The 21285-nt window shown below is 28.4% G+C and carries 15 protein-coding genes; 7 read left to right on the top strand and 8 right to left on the bottom strand.

What is annotated here, in order from left to right; genetic code table 11:
* Nucleotides 1-121: 121 nt before the first annotated feature.
* Both ACTG48_RS02965 and ACTG48_RS02960 read right to left on the bottom strand, forming a co-directional pair.
* The gene (locus ACTG48_RS02965) at nucleotides 122-622 is read right to left on the bottom strand and encodes a GyrI-like domain-containing protein (protein WP_479918083.1); all 501 of its coding nucleotides are present in this window, start codon (nucleotides 620-622) and stop codon (nucleotides 122-124) included.
* A 171-nt stretch (nucleotides 623-793) separates the two neighbouring features.
* Complete coding sequence (locus ACTG48_RS02960; protein WP_021383170.1) at nucleotides 794-1705, bottom strand: helix-turn-helix transcriptional regulator; 912 nt, start codon at nucleotides 1703-1705, stop codon at nucleotides 794-796.
* A gap of 408 nt (nucleotides 1706-2113) precedes the next feature.
* Here ACTG48_RS02960 and ACTG48_RS02955 point away from each other — a divergent pair, with 408 nt between their 5' ends.
* The 5 genes from ACTG48_RS02955 to ACTG48_RS02935 all read left to right on the top strand — a co-directional run bounded on the left by ACTG48_RS02955 (nucleotide 2114) and on the right by ACTG48_RS02935 (nucleotide 6925).
* Nucleotides 2114-2965, top strand: coding sequence for a DUF3100 domain-containing protein (locus ACTG48_RS02955; protein WP_479918082.1), 852 nt, complete (start codon nucleotides 2114-2116; stop codon nucleotides 2963-2965).
* Nucleotides 2966-2968: 3 nt separating this feature from the next.
* A complete protein-coding gene (locus tag ACTG48_RS02950; protein ID WP_021383183.1) occupies nucleotides 2969-3439 on the top strand; it encodes a hypothetical protein in 471 nt (156 codons plus the stop codon).
* A 12-nt stretch (nucleotides 3440-3451) separates the two neighbouring features.
* Complete coding sequence (locus ACTG48_RS02945) at nucleotides 3452-4762, top strand: M20 family metallopeptidase (RefSeq protein WP_021383156.1); 1311 nt, start codon at nucleotides 3452-3454, stop codon at nucleotides 4760-4762.
* A gap of 327 nt (nucleotides 4763-5089) precedes the next feature.
* Complete coding sequence (locus tag ACTG48_RS02940; RefSeq protein ID WP_479918081.1) at nucleotides 5090-5953, top strand: MerR family transcriptional regulator; 864 nt, start codon at nucleotides 5090-5092, stop codon at nucleotides 5951-5953.
* A gap of 225 nt (nucleotides 5954-6178) precedes the next feature.
* Nucleotides 6179-6925 (top strand): MBL fold metallo-hydrolase, encoded by a 747-nt coding sequence (locus ACTG48_RS02935; RefSeq protein WP_479918080.1) that lies wholly within the window; start codon nucleotides 6179-6181, stop codon nucleotides 6923-6925.
* 266 nt (nucleotides 6926-7191) lie between these two features.
* Here the strand turns inward: ACTG48_RS02935 and ACTG48_RS02930 are convergent, their stop codons facing one another.
* On the bottom strand, nucleotides 7192-8253 hold the full coding sequence (locus ACTG48_RS02930; RefSeq protein WP_479918079.1) for a GGDEF domain-containing protein: 1062 nt from the start codon (nucleotides 8251-8253) through the stop codon (nucleotides 7192-7194).
* A gap of 819 nt (nucleotides 8254-9072) precedes the next feature.
* Between ACTG48_RS02930 and ACTG48_RS02925 the strand changes: the two genes are divergently transcribed.
* Nucleotides 9073-10614: an AbgT family transporter gene (locus ACTG48_RS02925; RefSeq protein ID WP_479918078.1), complete on the top strand. Its 1542-nt coding sequence runs from the start codon at nucleotides 9073-9075 to the stop codon at nucleotides 10612-10614.
* A 33-nt stretch (nucleotides 10615-10647) separates the two neighbouring features.
* Nucleotides 10648-11754, top strand: coding sequence for a M20/M25/M40 family metallo-hydrolase (locus tag ACTG48_RS02920; RefSeq protein ID WP_479918077.1), 1107 nt, complete (start codon nucleotides 10648-10650; stop codon nucleotides 11752-11754).
* Between the two features lie 138 nt (nucleotides 11755-11892).
* Here ACTG48_RS02920 and ACTG48_RS02915 read toward each other — a convergent pair whose 3' ends face one another.
* From ACTG48_RS02915 to ACTG48_RS02895, 5 genes are all read right to left on the bottom strand, one after another.
* Complete coding sequence (locus ACTG48_RS02915; protein ID WP_479918076.1) at nucleotides 11893-13179, bottom strand: transcriptional regulator; 1287 nt, start codon at nucleotides 13177-13179, stop codon at nucleotides 11893-11895.
* A gap of 515 nt (nucleotides 13180-13694) precedes the next feature.
* The gene (locus ACTG48_RS02910; RefSeq protein WP_479918075.1) at nucleotides 13695-16817 is read right to left on the bottom strand and encodes a bifunctional diguanylate cyclase/phosphodiesterase; all 3123 of its coding nucleotides are present in this window, start codon (nucleotides 16815-16817) and stop codon (nucleotides 13695-13697) included.
* A 710-nt stretch (nucleotides 16818-17527) separates the two neighbouring features.
* Entirely contained in the window at nucleotides 17528-18232 is a 705-nt protein-coding gene (locus ACTG48_RS02905; RefSeq protein WP_021383194.1) for a response regulator, read from the bottom strand.
* Nucleotides 18223-19830 carry an ATP-binding protein gene (locus ACTG48_RS02900; protein WP_021383162.1) on the bottom strand — a complete coding sequence of 536 codons (1608 nt, stop codon included), beginning with the start codon at nucleotides 19828-19830 and terminating at the stop codon, nucleotides 18223-18225. Before ACTG48_RS02900 ends, ACTG48_RS02905 begins: the two co-directional genes overlap by 10 nt.
* Nucleotides 19831-20091: 261 nt before the next feature.
* Nucleotides 20092-21270 (bottom strand): CD0519/CD1768 family membrane protein, encoded by a 1179-nt coding sequence (locus ACTG48_RS02895; protein ID WP_021383178.1) that lies wholly within the window; start codon nucleotides 21268-21270, stop codon nucleotides 20092-20094.
* Nucleotides 21271-21285: the final 15 nt, after the last annotated feature.

The following is a 21285-nucleotide window of genomic DNA, read 5'->3' as shown; positions in this document are numbered from 1 at the left end:
ATTTTTCATAAAATTTTCAAACATTCTATTGTCTTGCTTCTAACATTTACTAGTTCATAATAACCCTTCATTTGACATCTGTCAATAAAAAATACATCTACCAAATATAGTACTGGTAAATCTACTTTATTCCTATGTAAATGTGAATTTCATGTTTATTATCATCATATGTATTACCTTGATATTCTTCAAAATCACTACTATAAGTTCTATCAAAATCCATTTGCCAAAATTCAACCCAGAAATCTCCTATCGCTTTGTGAATATCTCCTACTACAGTAAACTTTGCATACTTACCTGCTGGTATAACTTTACTTATAATAATTTCTCCAACAGCATCATTGGTATTTAATTCATCTAAATTATTGTCTTTATCAGCATTACTATTTACTTCACAACATGCAACAAAGTTATATGGATTTGTAAAATCTCCTTGGTAATCTGTATATAGACCTATTGTCTTTTCATTCTTTTTACCTTTTATAGAGTTATATATACCTTTCCCCATAAATTTCTTCCATGACTCACCTATATCTTTTAATGCTTGTCCATCTTGGTTTGTAGTCTCTTTTGATATTCCTACAACTATTTTCTCGCTTATATTTACTATTTCATAATCCATACTTTATACCTCACTTTGTTTTTATTAATGTGTTTTAGTTTTAAACTTATTTAATTCAATTATAATTTATAATATACGACACCTTTATGTCATATTTTTAATATAATTAGACTTAGTGAGATATTATGTAATGAATAAATTTTAAATAACCATTTTAATCCAATTATTATATTATAATGAGTAAATTTTAGACAACTCTTTTAGTCTAGTTATTACATTATCTCTAACTTCTTTAGGTTCAAGTATTTCAACATTATCCCCAAAAGATAAAATATAACCATAAATCCACTCACCAATAGGAAATTCAGCAATCACATCATATGTATTATCTTTGTTTTTAGTTATTAAATCTTTATTAAAATCATCAAACACTCTAAAAAGCATCTTCTCTTTAAATCTCAATTTCAAAGTTATAGTATTTTCCTTAATCACTTTAGAATCATTAAAACATACATCTTCTACTATTTTTCTTGAAAATACGTCTTCTTTTACATCTAAATTTTTTATCCTGCTAATTCTAAATATCCTAAAGTCATCCTTTAATTTGCAAAATCCATATAAATACCAAGTCTTACTCTTATACATAAGTTTCATAGGTTCAACAGTTCTATTTGTCTGACTTGATAGGCTATTTACATAATTAAAATTTATAGTATTACGTCTTAAAATAGCTTCTTTTATTTTTGTAAATTTATCATCTTCATTAAAATTACTTCCCCATTCAGTAAAATCTATTTCAATCCAGTTTGCAAAGTTCTGCTCTCCAAATATTGAACCAATTTTATTTACTACTGAATTTATTTCTGGATACTTTGTTGCCTGTAAAGTTTTGAGTGCCACTATTAAACTCTCTTTATCTTCTTTTGATAATATGGTCTTATCTATAGAATACTCTTCTATTAAAGATATTCCTCCTCCCTTACCTTTTGTCATATATACTGGCACTCCTGACATAGACAAAGTTTCTATATCTCTATATATGGTTCTTGTAGAAACTTCAAATCTCTCTGCCAACTCTTTAGCAGTTACTAGTTTTTTATTTAATAGTATTACTATTATTTCTGTTAATCTATTTATTTTCATTCGTTACCACCTACTATAATCATTAAATTTATTTAATCTAAGTTAGTCATACTAATTTTTAATGTTTATTTAAATCTTAAAATACTTTCATTCACTTGAAAATTTTAATTTATCATTTCTTAATTTTATATTATTTATTTTAAAGCTTTTTATCTATTATTCCTACAATATTTAAATAATTTTTCACGAATAAAATATATTACAGTATATTGAAAAATATGTAATATTTTACATTTTTTTCGTTGACAATGTTAAATTTTTGTTTTATCCTTAATTAAGGACATGTTAATGACATTTCTGAAACTTATTTGAAATAGTTATATATTATATAGGAAAACGTATTACACTTGAGAAAGCGTATTTTTTATTTCAAATAAGTACAATACTTATTCTTTTGGGGAGGAAATCATGGAAAGTAATAAAAAACATTTTATTCAAGTATTTTTAACTTGCTTAATATTAGTAGTAATATGTGAATTTATAGGGCAAAGAACTATAGCTATTGGAAAAGCTTCTATAGTACTATTTCCTATGCTCTATGCAGTTATAATTGGACTTATAATAACACCCGATTTATTAGGGAAAAAAATTAAAGCACTAAAAAAAGCTATTGGGGAAAAAGAAATAAACATTGCTGGGGAAGTTGTTGGAATTGCACTAGTAATGCTTGGTATAAAATATGGTACTACAGTTGGTCCAAACATTGATAAGATAATTCAAGCTGGACCAGCATTCATCGCTCAAGAGTTTGGTCATATACTTGCACCAATCGTTGCATTACCTCTTGCCTTAATATTTGGTATGAAAAGAGAAGCAATTGGAGCTACTGCAAGTATAAGCCGTGAACCTTCTTTAGGAGTTATATCTGAGAAATATGGAATAAATTCTCCAGAAGGTAGTGGTGTACTTGGTACATATTTAATGGGTACAGTTCTTGGTACTATATACTTTAGTGTGCTAGGTTCAGTCTCTATCTATAGTGGTCTTCATCCATATGCTTTGGGAATGGCTTGTGGTGTTGGTAGTGGAAGTATGATGACAGCGGCTGCTGGTTCATTGTCTACTATGGTGCCACCTGAAATGGCAGATACAATACTTGCCTATGCAGCAACAAGTAATATGATGTCCAGTATAACAGGAATTATATTCTTAGTTTTTGTATCCTTACCATTTACTAATCTTATGTACAAGATTTTAGAACCTAAATTTGCTAAAAATAAAAAGACTAAAGAAATTGAAACAACAGAAGGAGAGTGCTAATAAATGTTTGCTAATTTAAATTTAAAGAAAAGTTCATATCAATTATTGGTTATGTCTGTTATTGGAGTTATAATTCTTATAGGGCAAAGAATTAGCGTTGGGACATCTATAGTTACAGCTCTTCCTGGAATGGTCATGTTAATATTAGCTGCTATGGCTGCTATGATTGTAAAAGATTTATTTCCTAAATCAATCTTTCCAGCCTTTGGATTTGCAACTATAATAGGTCTTTTACTTAGTATGCCATATAGCCCAACATCTGAAGTATTCTTAACAAACACTAATAATATTAACTTTATGGCTGTAACTACTCCATTACTAGCTTTTGCAGGAATTTCTGTTGGAAATAAAATAGAATCTTTAAAAGAAATGTCATGGAAAATAGTTATAATATCACTTATTGTTTTCACAACTATATTCTTCGCATGTGCGAGTATAGCTCATATAGTTTTAAGTATTCAAGGTAAAATATAGGAGGAATTTATTATGAACAAAGAACAATTAAAATCTCTAGTAATAAAGACTATAGATGAAAATAGAGAAAAAATATTAAAAGTAGGTCAAGGAATATATAATAATCCAGAATATGGATATAAAGAATTTAAAACTACAGAAGCTGTTTCAAACTTCTTTGAACAAGAATTAAACTTATCTGTAGAGAAAAATATAGCTGTAACAGGATGTAAGGCAGATGCAAATTCTAATAAAAAAGGTCCTCATATATCTATACTTGGAGAATTGGATGGCATATCATGTAAAGAACATAAAGATGCTAATGAAATAGGTGCTTCTCATACTTGTGGACACAACATTCAAATAGCTGGAATGTTAGGTGCAGCTGTTGGTTTAGTAAAAAGTGGTGTCTTAGAACATCTAGATGGTAAAGTATCTTTTATGGCTACTCCAGCTGAAGAATTTATTGAGTTGGAATATAGAGAACAATTGAAAAAAGAAGGAAAAATAACTTACTTCGGTGGAAAGCAAGAGTTAATAAAAAGAGGTTATTTTGATGATATAGATATATCTATGATGTTTCACTCTTCTGATTTAGGAGAAGATAAAGCTTTAGTTGGTCCTGAAAGTAACGGATTTGTCGGAAAAAAAGTTAAATTTATAGGTAAAGAATCTCATGCTGGTTCTGCTCCACATGATGGTATAAATGCTTTAAATGCAGCAATGCTTGCTATAAACAACGTAAACGCACTTAGAGAAACGTTTAAAGAATCTGAAAGAGTTAGATTCCACCCTATTATTACAAAAGGTGGAGATATAGTAAATGTTGTCCCTGCTGATGTCCATATGGAATCATATGTAAGAGCTAGAACTATAAATGGTATGATTGATGCTAATTCAAGAATAAATAAAGCCTTAATGGCTGGTGGAATGGCAGTTGGAGCTGAGGTTGAAATAACTGAAATTCCTGGTTACTTACCAATATTACGATACAAAAATCTTGATAATTTATTTAAAAATAATCTTGAAGATTTGGGTCTAGAAGGAAAAGTTGTTGATGGTGGAGATTTTACAGGTTCTTTCGATTTTGGTGATGTATCTCATATAATGCCTACTCTTCATCCTATGATTGGTGGTGTAAAAGGTGCTCTTCATACAAGAGATTTTGAAATAGTTGATGAAAATTTAGCATATATAATCCCTGCAAAAGCAATGGCACTTACAGTTGTAGACCTTCTTTTTGATAATGCTAAAGATGCTAAAAGCATATTAGATGCCTTTACTCCAGTTATGACTAAAGAAGAATATCTAACATTCTTAGAAAAGCATGATAAAACTTTATAATTATATTTTTCTAATATGAAAGATGGTATACGCTCTAAAAGCTATACCATCTTTTCTTATCTTTCTCTTTATTTGTAGAATACCTTATTACCGACTTTTTACTTTTCAAATAAAGCACATCTCATAAATCACAACTAAAATAAAACATATTATTCTTAGTAAAATCCTTAATATTATTTAGAAAAAATATAACAAAGATATTGACCCTCACGTATAGTGATAGTATACAGTAGTAGTTAGAGATAGGGTTAATAAGTAAATGCTATTTCTTGCAAAAATAATATTAGCTAGGTCTCAATTACAGAGTATGAAAGAAGGTGAATTAAAATGATGACAGTAAAACAGGTCTCTTCACTAACTGGTATTAGTATACGTACTCTACAGTTTTATGACGAAATTGATTTATTTAAACCTACAAAAATAACGAGTGCTGGATATCGATTATATGATGAAAAAGCATTAGAAGTTTTACAACAAATTCTATTTTTTAAAGAACTTGATTTTACATTAAAAGAAATTAAAACAATCATGGAAAATCCTAAATTTGATAGGGTAACCGCATTTGAGAATCAACGAGAACTAATTCAAATAAAACGAGATAGATTAAATGCTCTATTAGAGCTACTTGATAAACTTATAAAAGGAGAAAACTGTATGGATTTTAAAGATTTTAATATGAATGAATATTTTCGTATATTAGCTGAGTTTAAAGAGACTCATACTGATGGAATTATCAAGCAATTTGGAAGTGTTGAAAACTTTGATGAAATGATTTCAGAAATGAAGTCTAATGAAAACAAAATAGCTGATATGGCAACTAAACAGTATGGAAGTATAGAAAAATACACAAAAGCTATGGAAAGTAATCTTCAAAATTTTATATCTAATGGCCCTACTATAGACCAATCAGAAGTATTCAACCTTATAAAAAAAGGCGATGATATTACAAAAAAACTTACAGAGAATCTAAGTAAAGATGTTACATCTTTAGATGTCCAAGAATTAGTTGGAGAGCTAATTTCCTTTACTGATGAAATTAACAACGGTATTGATATGGGAGATAACTATTGGTCTATTATGTCTGAAAATTATATATCAAATCCTACATTTATTGAAATTAATGATAAGAAATATGGAGATGGGGCATCAAAATTTATTGGGTTTGCCCTAAAAGCATATCTTGAAAAGTAACAACTTTACACTACAGTTATTATTTCATCTTATAAGTTGCTAATCCTATAAAGAATTAGTGCTAGCCCCACAAAACTCACAAAAAAGTAGCATCTGTAGATAATGCAAATATTTACTGGTGCTACTCACTTTAAAACTTTTAAGACTCTGTTGAAGTATAAATATAAGTATGATATATTCTTTCTAACTATACAAATTTCTATTTTAATTTAAGGTGGTGAAAAAATGTTTAATGCAGGAAACCTAATTGTAAATAATTGGTTATACCCTATTCAAGACGGTTTTGTCTTGATTGATACTGGATATGAAAATGGTTTTAAACATTTCAAAAAACAAATATTCAAATCCAACATAAAAATCAAAGACATTAGATACATATTTCTAACTCATGCCCATGATGACCATGCAGGTTTTATAAATCAGATTTTAGAAGAATCTCCTAATACAAAAATTGTCATGCATGATAAAGCTTTAAAAGCTCTATATAAAGGACAAAACTCTTTTATTGGTGGATGCACAAGTCGTACCGCTTTTCTCTTTTGTCAAATTATGAAACTGTTTGGAAAAGGTGGACATTGTTTTCCTACACTAAAGCAAGAGTTTGAAAAAAGATGTATTCTTATCTCTGACAATAATCTAAAAGAAATTGAAAAAGAATTAAATGGAAAAATCATAGAAACACCTGGACATACTTCTGATTCAATTTCCCTACTACTTAATAATGGTACTTTATTTTGTGGAGATTCTGCAATGAATGGCTTTCCAAGTATTCATAAAATCACCATATTTGCAGAAAATAAAATGGAATTTGCTCAATCTTGGGAAACAATTATAAAGATAAAACCCAGTATGATTTATCCTGGACATGGAAAACCATTTGAACATAGTAGATTAGAACAAAATCTTCACTATGCACGTAAAATAAAGTTATATCCTCTGCACAATTCAAAAGATATTCATAGATTTTTATAAAAAATATAAAACACATTACTTTTATTAATCTTTAAACTGTATCTAGATATAATTTTTTATCCCATATATAATCTCAAAAATACGATACTCTTATTTTTAGAGTTATAAAAGAAAGTACACTCTATTAAAAAATAATAAACTTAGATTAAGGAGCTGATACTATGGATATACACAAATAAAAAATCAATTTTGAAATACCAATCAAAATTGATTTTTTATTTCTAAAGATTCTATACATTTTTGGTAGAATATAGTAAAATATCTAACTAATTTATACGATAGCATCCTTTCCCAGCTTCCTTTGCTGAATAAAGAGCTTCATCTGCTTTACTATACAGCTCCTCAAAATTGATAATGTTTTCATCACAAATAGAGCATCCTAAACTGATATGAAATACATAATTATCCCTTGATAAATCTTCCATATCATTTAATACTTCAAATAATTTTTCAAATCGTATCCTACACTTCTCTTCGTTGGTTAATTCTACAGAATAGATAGCAAACTCATCACCACCTAATCTTAATGCAATACTATCATAAAACACATTACTTATATTTTCAGCCACAGCTTTTAAATAATAGTCTCCTACTATATGACCATAAGAGTCATTAATGTACTTAAAATCATCTATATCAATAAGAATAAAGGCACCATATTTTTTCTTAGACATGAGTTTTTCAATCATCTCAACTCCAGAACCTCGATTATATATACCTGTCAATAAATCAATTTCCGATTTTTCTCGATACTTAATATAGTTTTCTACACTTTCAATACGGTCATTTAGAATAAAGAAATTGACACCAACAGCTAAAAAATAAAATGTAACTAAATCAACTAAGTCTGCCATAAACATATTGATATCCTTTGCTATAAAACAACAGATACCATAAACTATAGCAGTTACTGTTATATAAAGAACTATTCTCCAAGGTTTATCTAATATAAATAGAGGAAGTACACATATAAATACCATGATTGTAATTGATGGTTCTGTTTTATCTAAAAAAGTTCCCATCAAAATACCCATTATCATAACTGGTGTTAATACTCCATAAAAAATATAGGTTATATATCTAGTGTGTTCTTTTAAATAGAATCTACAAAGGATATGAAGAATAAGAAAATATCCAAATATAAGAAAAAATTCTGTATTAAATGTAACTACTTCTGATAAAATCAATCCAAATATAAGAACCATAGCTGAAATGGTAAGCCCTACTAGAGATAAGCCACTCAAACTATAGTAATTTCTAAGTCTAATTTCAGATTGATACAAATCCATCTTCTTTGCTCTAAAACTTCTTAATATTGTCTCTAGCATCATATCCTCCTTATACATCACCTACACTTACTTATGAATCATTTAATACTTCTATCAGTACAAATACTATCAATACTCTTATAAATAAAATCTTATGTTACTGATTAATTTAAAAAGTGATTTAACTATGGTATTTTTTATAGTTTAAAGGATTTTTCTAAGAATTTATAATTATAAATGGTTTATATTTCCATTAGACTTTCGATAAAAAGATGCTAATATTAACATATATTTTAGATAAACCTACAAATATCTTAATTTTAATTTAATATTCCTTTACTTATTACTCGGATATATTATATCATTTCAATATACAAAAGTCATCAAAAAGAGACACACAGTAAAGAGATACACTCTCATATAAATTTTATAATCCTAATTTGCATAAATTGTTTGTATAGGTAATCTTTATACTATATATATATTACAAAGAACTAATAATTGATTTTTTCTTTTCAATTTTGAACCAAATCTACACTCTAATTATTCTAATGGCTTAATCTTATCTTAGAGTATTATTTTAATAACTTAATCTTCCACTAGCTTTTTATAAAATTTTGTTTTAAAATTAATTTTAAAGCGTATATATTATTCAAATACATTAGATATAGTTCGTCATTAATCTACTTAAAGCATATTTAATTAACACTACCCATCCAGAAAATTCAGAAAATTGCATTGACATAGTTAAAAGTTTATTTTATACTTTTTTTAGGACATATTGTGGACACGTCTTAAATCGACAATGGTAATTTTAATTATAAGCTTGACCACAATACTTATTTTTTAATTATATTTTTAAACATTAGGGAGGATATTATGAATGATAACGTAGTTAAGAAGAAAAACTTTTTTGACAGAACATTAAACAGAATAGAAACTGTTGGTAATAAACTACCAGACCCAGTTACAATATTTTTAGGGCTATGTGTACTCTTGCTTATACTATCTAGTATAGTTGGCTCTATGGGTATATCAGTAGTTCATCCTGGTACAGGTGAAACTATAACAGCTGTAAATTTACTGACTGTAGAACAGCTTCAAATTCTTTTAGGAAATATAGTTAGTAACTTCCAAGGATTTGCTCCTTTAGGACTAGTTTTAGTAACTATGATAGGTGCTGGTGTATGTGATAAAACTGGACTTATGACAGCAACAATCAAAGCATCAGTAAGCAAAATTCCTGAAACAAAAGTAACTCTTGTTGTAATGACTATAGGTATGCTTGCAAATATTGCATCAGATGCAGGTACGATACTATTTCCACCATTGGCTGCACTTGTATACCTTGGTGTTGGTAGACATCCACTTATAGGTTTATTTTCTGGATATGCAGCAGTCTGTCTAGGATTTGCCGCAAATATAATGATAAGTGTCAATGATATACTTGCTGCAAGTTTTACAGTTCCAGCAGCTCAAATGATTGATTCTGGATTTCAGGCTAATGCAACAATGAACTTATTTTTTATGATAGCATCAACTTTTGTTCTAATACTGTTGGCAACATGGGTAACAGAAAAAATTGTAGCACCTAGATTTGGTAAGTATGAAGGAAATGCAGAATTAGATGTTGATGGTAGTCTTAATGATGTAGAAAAAAAAGGTCTTAAAAAGGCTGGTATAAGTATATTAATATATGTAGCAATCATAATAGCTCTTAGTGTAATTGGTAAAAAACCATTCTTAGCTGACCCAGAAACAGGAGATTTACTATCAAATAATGCTCCTCTTATGAAAGGTATGGTACCTATCATAGCATTAGCATTTTTTATACCTGGTGTTGTATATGGAAAAACTATTGGTAAAATAAAGAAGGACAAGGACGTTGTCTCTATAATGGCTAGTGCAATGAGTGATATGGGCGGATATATAATACTAGCATTTGCAGCTTCACAATTTCTACAATTATTTACAAATAGTAATTTAGGTCTAATACTGGCTGTAAAAGGTGGAGAATTTTTAAAATCAGCAGGCATAAATGGACCTTTATTATTGATAGGATTTATTATCTTGTCTTGCTTTATAAATTTATTTATAGGTAGTGCATCTGCAAAATGGGCTATCCTTGCACCTATATTTGTACCAATGTTTATGATGGTTGGATATAATCCAGCACTTACTCAAATGGCTTATCGTATAGGTGATTGTATAACAAACCCACTTAGCCCATTATTCCCATACTTCCCTATTATACTAGCATTCACGAGAAAATATGATAAAGATGCTGGTATGGGTACTGTAATAGCTAACATGATACCATACTCAATCTCATTCTTAATAGTGTGGACTATATTATTGATATTATTTATGGTATTTAATATTCCATTAGGACCTGGAATACTACCTTCATATAGTATGTAATTTATTTAAATCTTTCTAAAAGGAGAAAAATTTATGTTAGATAAAAATAGACTTATAAATAATTTTATGGATATGGTTAGAATTGATAGTCCATCTAATCAAGAATTAGAAATGTCTAAATGGCTAGTAAACTACTTAAAAGAAAGAAATATAGATGCCATTATAGATGATGCTGGTGAAAAATATGGTGGTAATACAGGTAATGTTATTGCCTATATAAAAGGTGAAGAAGGAAGCCGACCACTTTGTTTATGTGCACATATGGACCAAGTTCAACCTTGCTTAGGTGTAAATCCTGTACTAGATGGTAATATAGTTAGAAGTGATGGAACTACTACACTGGGTGCAGATGATAAGGCTGGAATAGCTGCTATACTTGAAGCTTTAGAACATGTTATTACAGAAAAAATACCACATAGAGATATTTATCTTTGTTTTACAATCTGTGAGGAAGCTGGTATGCATGGTGTTAAAAACTTCAACCCTGACAATTTACCTTGTAAAGATATGGTGATTTTAGATTCTGGTGGAGCTATTGGTTCGATAGCATATAAAGCTCCTGCTCAACAATCTATAAAAATCTCTTTTTATGGAAAGAAAGCACATGCTGGTATAGAGCCTGAAAAAGGTATAAATGCTATATTGGTAGCCTCTCATGCAATAAGTAATATGCATATAGGTAGAATAGATTCCTTAACTACTTCAAACATAGGTAAAATAGAAGGTGGTGGGGCTACAAATATAGTAACTGACAAGGTTACATTGACTGCTGAAATTAGGTCTCATATACCTGACACATTAGAATATGAGCTTAATCATATGGAAAAATGCTGTAAAGATGCTGCATCTAAATTTAATACTACTTATACTTTTGAATATAATATGTCTTATCCTAGTTTTGAACTTAGTAAAGATAGCCATGTTTTCAAGTTGAGTGAAGAAGCAATAAGAAAAGTTGGTGTTGTTCCAAATCCAATGGTAATTGGTGGTGGAAGTGACGCAAATATATTAGCTAATCTTGGATATAATTGTGCTATATTAAGTCTAGGTATGTATGATGTTCACACAGTTAATGAATATGTAAATATAGATGAATTATATGATACTGCTAAAATAGTTTACCATATGATTAAATTATAAATATTACAATACATCTATTTAAATTATAAAACTAAAAACCTATGTATCTTCAACTTTATAAGTTATATCTTAAAAGGTTGTTTTACATAGGTTTTAGTATTTCATATAATAATTTATCACAGTAGTTTATATGGTTTTTTAGAACAATATTTCAGTAATATTTTTTGGTCTTCCTCCACCAACACTAGTTTCTTTAGCACATATTCTACCTAGGTCTGCACTCACTATTTTATTTAATATACGTCTTGCACTTCTTTCGCTTACATTAAGATATTCTGCCAATTCTTTTGAATCATAAATTTTACTTTTTCTATTTTCACTTATAGCAATAATTTTTGCAACTGACTCACAACTCATTCCCGTCTTTTTAGATATATCTATTACTTTTTCATCAGATAACATTAAAGAGTAATTTAACTCATTTTCTGAAGCTAAAGGACCTCTTATGTTTTCATCTTCATCTACTAAATATATGCCAATTTCTTTTGAATCTATAGAATGCCTTAATGCTTTATGTGCATTATTTTCAGCTTGATATGCAGTTACTCCAGTACCAATTCCTATACTAAGAGAAAATCCCATATCTTTTATATCTCTCTTTAGTTTAAATAACTTGTCATAATTATATTCATTATCAGCTACTCCTTTATGAACAAATACAACATAATCATTCCTTCCAAATAAAAATAGGGAGCCTTGAATACTTCTCACATAGTTTACTACAAGCTTATCCATATCCGATTTTTTTATCATATCAGAATAATAGTTATCTATCTTTTCTTTATAATCTATTATACTAAGGATTTCAACAGCAATTTGAGAAAATCTAGCCTTACTTAGAGCATATTCACTCTTTACTTTCTCATAGCTTTCTTTGATTAATTGTATAGTAGCTTGTAGTCGAAATACTGGATAACCTCTTTCTTTTAACTCATTGTATACTGCACCAAAACCAGTTAACATTATGTCTGTTTTCTTTTCTTCAAATAATTTTATGTGCCATTCTACAAGCTCAGATTCTCCAACTTCCAAAGAAAATGGATTACAAAACACACTTGTAGCTTTAATATCAAATTCTTTAAGTGCATCTTCTACTACATATTTATCTACTACATCTATACTGAATTTATCTAAATTTATATTTACGCTTTTGATTGCCCAAAATGCCTTCATTATACTTGTCCCACTTCTTGGTACAAAGGAATGTGGTTTACTTATCTCATACTTAGATTTTATAAATTCATAAACTGCACATCCTGTAAATATAATAGCATCACATTCATCTTCACATTTAGAAATAACTTCTATTGTATCTACCACTTTTTCTCTTACATATATTTTAGTTTCTAAATCACTGTCTATCTGTTTTAAATCATCCTTTATCTTAAAGCCAGAGTCTGAAGGACCTATAATACCCACTATCATAAACTTCGCTCCTAATCCATAGATTTTATACTTTCTAAAAATTATACCCTCATTGCTTTCTCTTTTTATCTAATTTATTATCTCACATTCTATATTTATGGTAAAGAACTTATACACAAACATCTTTAGATAAATTTTTTACTAAAAATTTGAATTTTAGACATTACAAAATTTGTATATGTTTAAACTTGGATTTTAAGTTTAAACACTACAGAGTCTGTACATGTTTAAACTTAAATTTAAATTTTAAATACTACAGAGTCTGCATGTGTTTAAACTTAAATTTGAATTTTAAATACTACAAAGCCTGTACATGTTTAAACTTAGATTTGAATTTTAAATACTACAGAGTCTGCATGTGTTTAAACTTAAATTTGAATTTTAAACACTACAAAGTCTGTACATGTTTAAACTTAGAAATGTTATTTTGTTAAACATATACAGACTATTTTTACAAGATTTTTAGATTCAATTTATTTGAAATGTTCTTAAACAATTTACATAAATCGTTTATCTTAAGTTATAACCAATTGACTCCCTTGATTGTTATATAATAAATTCTCAAAATCATCACTTGGGATTGGCTTACAATAGTAATAACCTTGGATTATTACACAATCTAAACTCAATAAAAATTCAGCTTGCTCTTTTGTCTCTACACCTTCTGCAACTACATTCATATTTAAATCTTTTGCCATATTTATAGTATGTTTTAAAACTATTTTTTCTCTTTCTGTAATTTCTTCATCATTAAAAAAACCACAGTCAATCTTTAATGTATCAATATTAATATTTTTTAACATGTTTAATGAAGAGTAAGCTGAACCAAAGTCATCCATATTTAAAACAATACCATCAGTTCTAAGCTCGGCTATTATCTTAGCAAATAATTTTATATTTTTAATAAATAAACTCTCTGTAAGCTCTAATTCCAAAAACGATATTGGTATATTATATTTTTCTATTAGGGTTAAAACTATTTCTCTAAAGTGTGGATTATGCAAATGCAATCTTGATACATTTACAGATATAGGAACTGGCTCTTCACCTGAATCTATCCATTTTTTAATCAAGAAACATGCTTGTTCCCATACATACATATCCAATTTAATGATAAATCCATTCTTCTCAAATAGAGAAATAAATTTTATTGGAGGTATTATACCTTTTTCTGGATGAACCCATCTAACTAATGCCTCTGCCCCAACAATTTTATTTATCTTAAGATTATACTTGGGTTGTAAATATACTTGAAATTGTCCATCTTCAAGTGCATATTCCATTTCTCTTTCCATCTGTTTTTCTTCAAGTGCATCATTTCTTATAGTCTCATCATAAAACATATAATGATTTATACTCTGTTTTTTTACTTTCTTATGTGCATACCCCGCCATTTCACAAGCATTTGTAATTGGTATATGATTATCTAAAATTCTATAAATCCCAAAACATGGTACTAACATATATTCAAACTTTTTCATATTTAAATTATTAGTAATTTTATAAATTAATTTATGAATATCTCTATCTGAATAACTCTCATAAAATATGTAAAATACATCTGCATACATACGGCAACATATATCATTAGAACCAAGGTTTTTTTGAATCAATTCTGCAATATATATTAAGGTTCTATCTCCTTCTCTAATACCATAAATGTCATTGATTACTTTAAATTTATCTATATCCATCATTATAATAGCATACTGTTTATCTGGATATTCTTTAAGTAATAGAGTTGTTTGTTGACAGAAACCTTCATAACTATATAAACCTGTCAACATATCCTTCTGATTTTTATGTATTTGCATAAGATAATCTATGTTTTTAATAGCAACTAAAATATGTGTCTGTTCATCACCTAACTTGTTTTTGTTGGTAATCTTTAGTACACAAATTGATGCCCAATAGTACCTTTTATCTATTCCTAGACGTCTATACTCAAAACTTAACTCTAAATCGTCTTTTTCATTGTTACAGAAATTATCAAGCGAATTTAAAAAATTATTTCCATCAAACAATATTCTATCACCAGGATGGATTAAATATTTTTTAATATATAAAAAAGTTTCCTCCATATTTTCCTTCATAGGGAAACTAAAAATATTATTTTCTGATTGATAAATTTGCGTAATTAAATTTTGTTCTATGGAAATAGCTAAGATTATATCATATGTATTATATGCCAATTTTTTATAAGCCTTAGAATAACCCTCACTCACTACATTATCAAAATACACCTCATTATCTAAGTCTCTATGCTTAAATAAAATATCGTTAGTAGAATCACTTAGATTATTCATTTCCTCTATTTCATTATTCTTCAACTTCTTCTTATTATAGTATCTTTTCTTATCTTGGTACATTCTCTCATCAGCAATTTTAGTCAATCTATATATGTCGATATTATTTTCACTCCAAATACTTCCTACAGCTACACTATATACCATAGTTTCCTTAAATTCTTCACTTAACCAAATTACTAATTCTTCAAAGAGTTGTTTTGAGATATCTTCACATAATACAACAAACTCATCTCCTCCAATACGGTAAACATTATGAGAATGAAAGTATTTTCTTATTGTTACACAAGCTGATACAATAGTAGAATCTCCTCTCGCATGTCCAAAGCTATCATTAATGTCTTTTAATCCATTTATATCTATAAATACAACACCCATGGATTTAACTTTATTATTGTCAAAATTATCTATATATTTAATATATTTATTTCTATTATATGCTCCAGTCAAGAAGTCATAATAACTCATATAATTTAATTTATTTTCTACTTTCCTTTTTTTCATCTCAGTTAATAAGAAATAAGATAGAGATGTTAAAAGAGAAGTGTCTCCAACAGCCTTTTGTGGATTGTCAACTCCAATAAATCCTATTATTTTATTATCTTGTTTTAATGAAGAAGCCATTAAACTCTTAATGTTTTGAGGTTTTAAAATTTCATACTCCATTGGCTGTGTTTCCCTTATACTCTCTATATTATCAATTATCACAAAGCCTTTTTGCTGGAATAATAAAAACCAATTTTTTAATTCATTAATATCAAGATTTTCCAATGATTGCCTCTGTTGCTCAACACCTTCGTTACACCATTCATATGTATTGGTTATTTTTTTTCCATCTTCAGAGACTTCAAAAACATATGCTCTATCAGCTTTGTGGAATTTCCCAATATTACTTAGAACCAGATTTACAGCATCAGAAAAATTAGATTCTGTTATAAGATGTTTAATACATCCAACTAGTAGCTCCTTTATTTCTAATTTTTCTGCTATTGACTTACTTATATTTTCCTTTTCCGTAATATCAAGAGCTATTTCTAATCGTGCATATTTACCTTCCCATTTAATCAACTTATCCTTTAATATAAAATGTCTATTTGTTCGAGTATTTGTATTTTCCCATATATAATATTTATCTTCTTTCAAAATGGAGTTTGTGCAAAATTCGCAAGGAGAATCTTTACCTTGTAATGCTTCATAACACTTTCTATTAGAGATATCATCAAGCCCCATTGTCTTTTTTCCAATTTTATTAATATATAAAAGTTCATATGTGTCCAAAGAAGAAACATATACAATTTCATCCAATTCATCTACTAAGTTTATCATCTTCATTTATGTATAACTCCTTTTATCCAGTTTGAGTTTTTGAAGCTTTAAAGTTTTGCTATACATTTGGTGATGATATTATACTTTTTTATAGTCGAAAATATCATCTTAATAACGTTATATTTTTTGATAAATAGAACGCACCATTATGTTAATTATAGAATAAAGTTTTGTAATACTTAATTTAATACATATATATAGTAATATCTTATATTTAGCTCTTCCAAACACGCAAATTATAAATATTTCTATAGAATAAATAGTTTAATCATACAGAAAGATAATACCTTATCTGTTTAAAAATATGCAAATTATTACTACAATTAATAATTGGTTAAAGTCCCCAATTATAATAAATTCTCCATATTATTCCTATAGATATATTATATAATATCACAAAGATTGATATAAAAATAAAAAAAATAACTTTTTATATCAATATATATTGTTTAAAAATAATCTATTATGCATAAATAAATTTTCTATAAAAGATAATGTTTATATTAGATTAATCCTCAATTTGAAATGTATTTTATTCCTTAAAGATATATATTTTATAATGCAAAAAGAGCTATATATATTTAAGATTAGATAACTTGATTTTATATCTATTCATTATAAAGTATATATAGCTCTTTCTATTCGTTTTAAAATATTTATATTTGCTCAAATGGCAAATAATTTTTATCCAATTACTATTCATCTTAATTTAGCAACTATTCATCTGCCATACGATAACCCACTCCAACTTCAGTCAAAATATACTCTGGCTGAGCAGGGTTCTTTTCAATCTTTCTCCTTATACTTGCCATAAATACTCTAAGGGACTGATTTTCACTTTCATAGTAATTTCCCCAAACTTTATCTATTATAAATTTATGAGTTAAAACCCTCCCTGAATACTTAGACATCAATTCGATAATCTTATATTCAATTGGAGTTAAATGTATTTCTTTATCATTAATTGAAACAGTATGATTTTCATAATCTATCTTTAGATTTTTAACTTCAAAATTCTTTGTAACATCATTACTGATATTACCTTGTTGAGCCTTATTTCTAAGTGCTACACGAACCCTGGCTAAAAGCTCTGTTACACTAAAAGGTTTTGTCAAATAATCATCTGCTCCTCCATCTAAAGCCTCAACTTTATCTCTCTCATGTTCCCTTGCTGAAACAACAATTATTTTGTTATTTTTGGCACACGATCTAACTCGTCCAATTACCTCAATCCCATCAATATCTGGCAGACCTAAATCTAAAATTATTAAATCTGGGTCAAGAGAATGTATGAGCGATATAGCTGTCCCTCCATTATCAGTCTCTACACACCTATAGTTTTGAGTTTCAAGAGACACTTTTATAAATTTACAAATTGGCTTATCATCTTCTACAACTAGAACCAATGGCTTTATTTCCACTCGTCTTTCGCCTCCTCTTCATATATAGGTATACTAAATCTAAATGTAGCTCCTCCAGAAGGATTATTGAAAGCGACAATTTCTCCACCATGAGCTTCTACTATAGACTTACATATCTCTAATCCAAGACCAATACCTCTTCTTTCAAGATTTCTAGATTTATTCTTAGTGTAAAATCTATTAAATATATTATCAATATCCTCATTTGGTATTCCTTTTCCATTATCTGAAACTTCAAATATAACTTGATTTGAGTCTTTACTTACAGTTAATTCTATTTTAGAATTTTTAGGTGTATGTCTTATAGCATTATCTATTAAGTTTACTAAAACTTGCTCTATTAACAGTACATCCACATGAACTACTATTATCTCTTCTGGAATATTAGTTTGTATATCTCTATTATTGGCAAATTTCTTAACTCTTAGTATGGATTCAGCTATTATCTCATCAACAACCTCTGGTCGTTTTTCAATATCTAACTTGCCTTCATCTATTCTAGTCATACTAAGTATATTCTCTACAGAATGAGTTAGCCAACTTGTATCTTCATATATATTTTTCAATAATTCTACTCTAGTTTCTTTATCTATAACATCATCATTTTCAAGTATAGTTGAAGATGAACCTAATATACTTGTAAGTGGTGTTCTCAAATCATGAGAAATTGACCTAAGTAAGTTTCCTCTTAATCGCTCTCTTTCTGCGTCAAGGTTCGCTTTTTTATTCTTTTCAAATAAATTTTCTCTATCAATTGCCAACGCGACTTGTGTTGAAACTGCTTCTAACAATATCTTTTCATTTTCTGTAATAATATCTATTTTAAAACATGCAATACCTATAACTCCAAGAACATTTGACTCTTGACCCTTTATAGGAAAATAGTATGCACTGCTCCTTTTACAATATTTTGTTCCTATTCCAACTGGCTCGCCTGTCCTAAAAGCTTCTTTTATGGCTTCCTTCTCTAATACTGAATGGAATATGTTCTCACTACCATCATTATTACAAATATAAATACTTGGCTTGCCTAAATTATTATCATCATCTGCAATAGTTACTATAACAGTTCTATTTAACATGTTTACTAAATTAGACCCACAAAATTCAATAATTTGGTTCTTATTTTTTGCTTTAAGTAATGTTTTATTATTCTCATAAAGCAATCTTATCATTTTTTCTCTTTTATGAGAAAGTCTCACTTCTCTTTTTATTCTAGAAGTTAAGGTACTTGTTATAATAGCTGCCATCAGCATAATACAAAATGTTATAGGGTAATCTTTCCTATACGCTAAAAAAGTATATAATGGGTGTGTAAAGAAAAAGTTAAATGATAGCACTCCTATTACTGAAGAAAGTATTCCAAAAAAATACCCATACGTTATACTTGTAGCAAACAGTACACCTAATATATATACCAGTATAATATTAGATTCATTAAAACCTATCTTTTCAAAAACTACTGATATTCCAGTAGCAATTATCATAACCAATATAGTTTTTATGAAGTCCTTAATAATCACCTTTTTACTGAGATAATCATCTTCATCATAATCATACTCTTTTAAGTCTTCATGATGTAGTCGTTCCTTTTTCATCTACTACAATTCCTCCTTATTGTTACTGTTTAAATTGGCTCTATTGTATATAATACAATTTTATCATAATAAATTCAATCAATACATTTAATTAATGTACTTAAATTACTAAAAGGTGCTGTCTTAAAATGAAAGTAAATCTCGATTTCAAAACAGCACCTCTATATATTTAAATTACTAATTTAATTTTACATACTTAAATTACTAGTTTATTCAATTTTATAAATTATAATATCTTAATATTTGATTTCTAGAACATTCTTATCCAACGAGCATAAATATAAAGTGGGCACATATACCTGCACATAAACCACCTATTGTATGTGAAAGTATTGCTTTACCAGCCAATGGTCTTGCTTCTAAAGCATCCATCATACCTATATGTGTACTTAGGTATCCACTCCAACACATACCCATTGCTGTAAATACTGCTATATCGTTAGGAGTTATAGCACCTGATTTTATAAATTCTGGTACTAAAGATATCGCTGCTCCAACAGCTCCTAATGCAGTTACAGGGAATGCTATTGCTTCTGGTGATGTGAATCCAAATAATGGCTCTATTATGAAACTAATTTTATCACCAATAGCAGGTAATAATTTTATACCTTCATATGCAGCACCTGTGTAAACAGCTTGACCTGTAGCAGGGTCTGTAGATGGTCCAAAAGTTAATAACATAACTAATGTACAAACTACTAAAACTCCTGGTATTATAGCCATACCCATTTCAACACCTAGCTTACCACCTTCAAGTATAGCATCTAATCCTCTTTGGAATACATTACCATCTCTTATTTCTCTAAACTCTTCAATTTTTGTACCTTTTTCATTTACTTGCTTTTCAGTATCGCTTTTAGGGTCATAATTATAATACTTTTTAGTAAAAGTCAACATAATTCTAACACTAATAATACTACCTATTATTGCCCCAACATTACCTATTATAGCTGGTAGTACATATTCTTTACCTTGAGCTATCATAAAAGTTGTTACAATAAGCCCCATACCAAAGGCTGTTCCTAAGTTACATAAAGCAGGTATCTGATACTTCTTAAAATATTGTGTAAATGTTTTGTCTTTAGCAAATGGTATAATAGCTGGATTATCAGATAAATATGTTGCAACTACTCCTGCTATACTAGCACCAGGTAAGCCCCATATAGGTCTCATAAGACCTTTAAATATCTTATTAACTAAAGATATTACTCCGAATTCTGAAAGCAATGCACTAAGTGCACCTGCAAGAACTGCCATAGCCATTATTAAAAATACTGTATCTAATAAAAGCGCATGTGCTGTACTCATTATTACTTTAAACATCATACCTGCACCCATGATGCTTCCTACATATCCAAATCCTACCGCCAATAGTACAATAAATACGAAGGTTTCCATACTTACTGCCTTGACTCTTCTCTTATCCGACAGCTTTTCCATCTTGAAATCTTCCCC

The organism is Clostridioides sp. LIBA-6822 (assembly GCF_056688955.1).
This window is presented reverse-complemented; position numbering and strand designations above follow the sequence as displayed.

Excerpts from the sequence above, each read along its gene's own strand:
- ACTG48_RS02965 (WP_479918083.1), bottom strand. The coding sequence starts at position 622 with ATGGATTATGAAATAGTAAATATAAGCGAGAAAATAGTTGTAGGAATA.
- ACTG48_RS02960 (WP_021383170.1), bottom strand. The coding sequence starts at position 1,705 with ATGAAAATAAATAGATTAACAGAAATAATAGTAATACTATTAAATAAA.
- ACTG48_RS02955 (WP_479918082.1), top strand. The coding sequence starts at position 2,114 with ATGGAAAGTAATAAAAAACATTTTATTCAAGTATTTTTAACTTGCTTA.
- ACTG48_RS02950 (WP_021383183.1), top strand. The coding sequence starts at position 2,969 with ATGTTTGCTAATTTAAATTTAAAGAAAAGTTCATATCAATTATTGGTT.
- ACTG48_RS02945 (WP_021383156.1), top strand. The coding sequence starts at position 3,452 with ATGAACAAAGAACAATTAAAATCTCTAGTAATAAAGACTATAGATGAA.
- ACTG48_RS02940 (WP_479918081.1), top strand. The coding sequence starts at position 5,090 with ATGATGACAGTAAAACAGGTCTCTTCACTAACTGGTATTAGTATACGT.
- ACTG48_RS02935 (WP_479918080.1), top strand. The coding sequence starts at position 6,179 with ATGTTTAATGCAGGAAACCTAATTGTAAATAATTGGTTATACCCTATT.
- ACTG48_RS02930 (WP_479918079.1), bottom strand. The coding sequence starts at position 8,253 with ATGCTAGAGACAATATTAAGAAGTTTTAGAGCAAAGAAGATGGATTTG.
- ACTG48_RS02925 (WP_479918078.1), top strand. The coding sequence starts at position 9,073 with ATGAATGATAACGTAGTTAAGAAGAAAAACTTTTTTGACAGAACATTA.
- ACTG48_RS02920 (WP_479918077.1), top strand. The coding sequence starts at position 10,648 with ATGTTAGATAAAAATAGACTTATAAATAATTTTATGGATATGGTTAGA.
- ACTG48_RS02915 (WP_479918076.1), bottom strand. The coding sequence starts at position 13,179 with ATGATAGTGGGTATTATAGGTCCTTCAGACTCTGGCTTTAAGATAAAG.
- ACTG48_RS02910 (WP_479918075.1), bottom strand. The coding sequence starts at position 16,817 with ATGAAGATGATAAACTTAGTAGATGAATTGGATGAAATTGTATATGTT.
- ACTG48_RS02900 (WP_021383162.1), bottom strand. The coding sequence starts at position 19,830 with ATGAAAAAGGAACGACTACATCATGAAGACTTAAAAGAGTATGATTAT.
- ACTG48_RS02895 (WP_021383178.1), bottom strand. The coding sequence starts at position 21,270 with ATGGAAAAGCTGTCGGATAAGAGAAGAGTCAAGGCAGTAAGTATGGAA.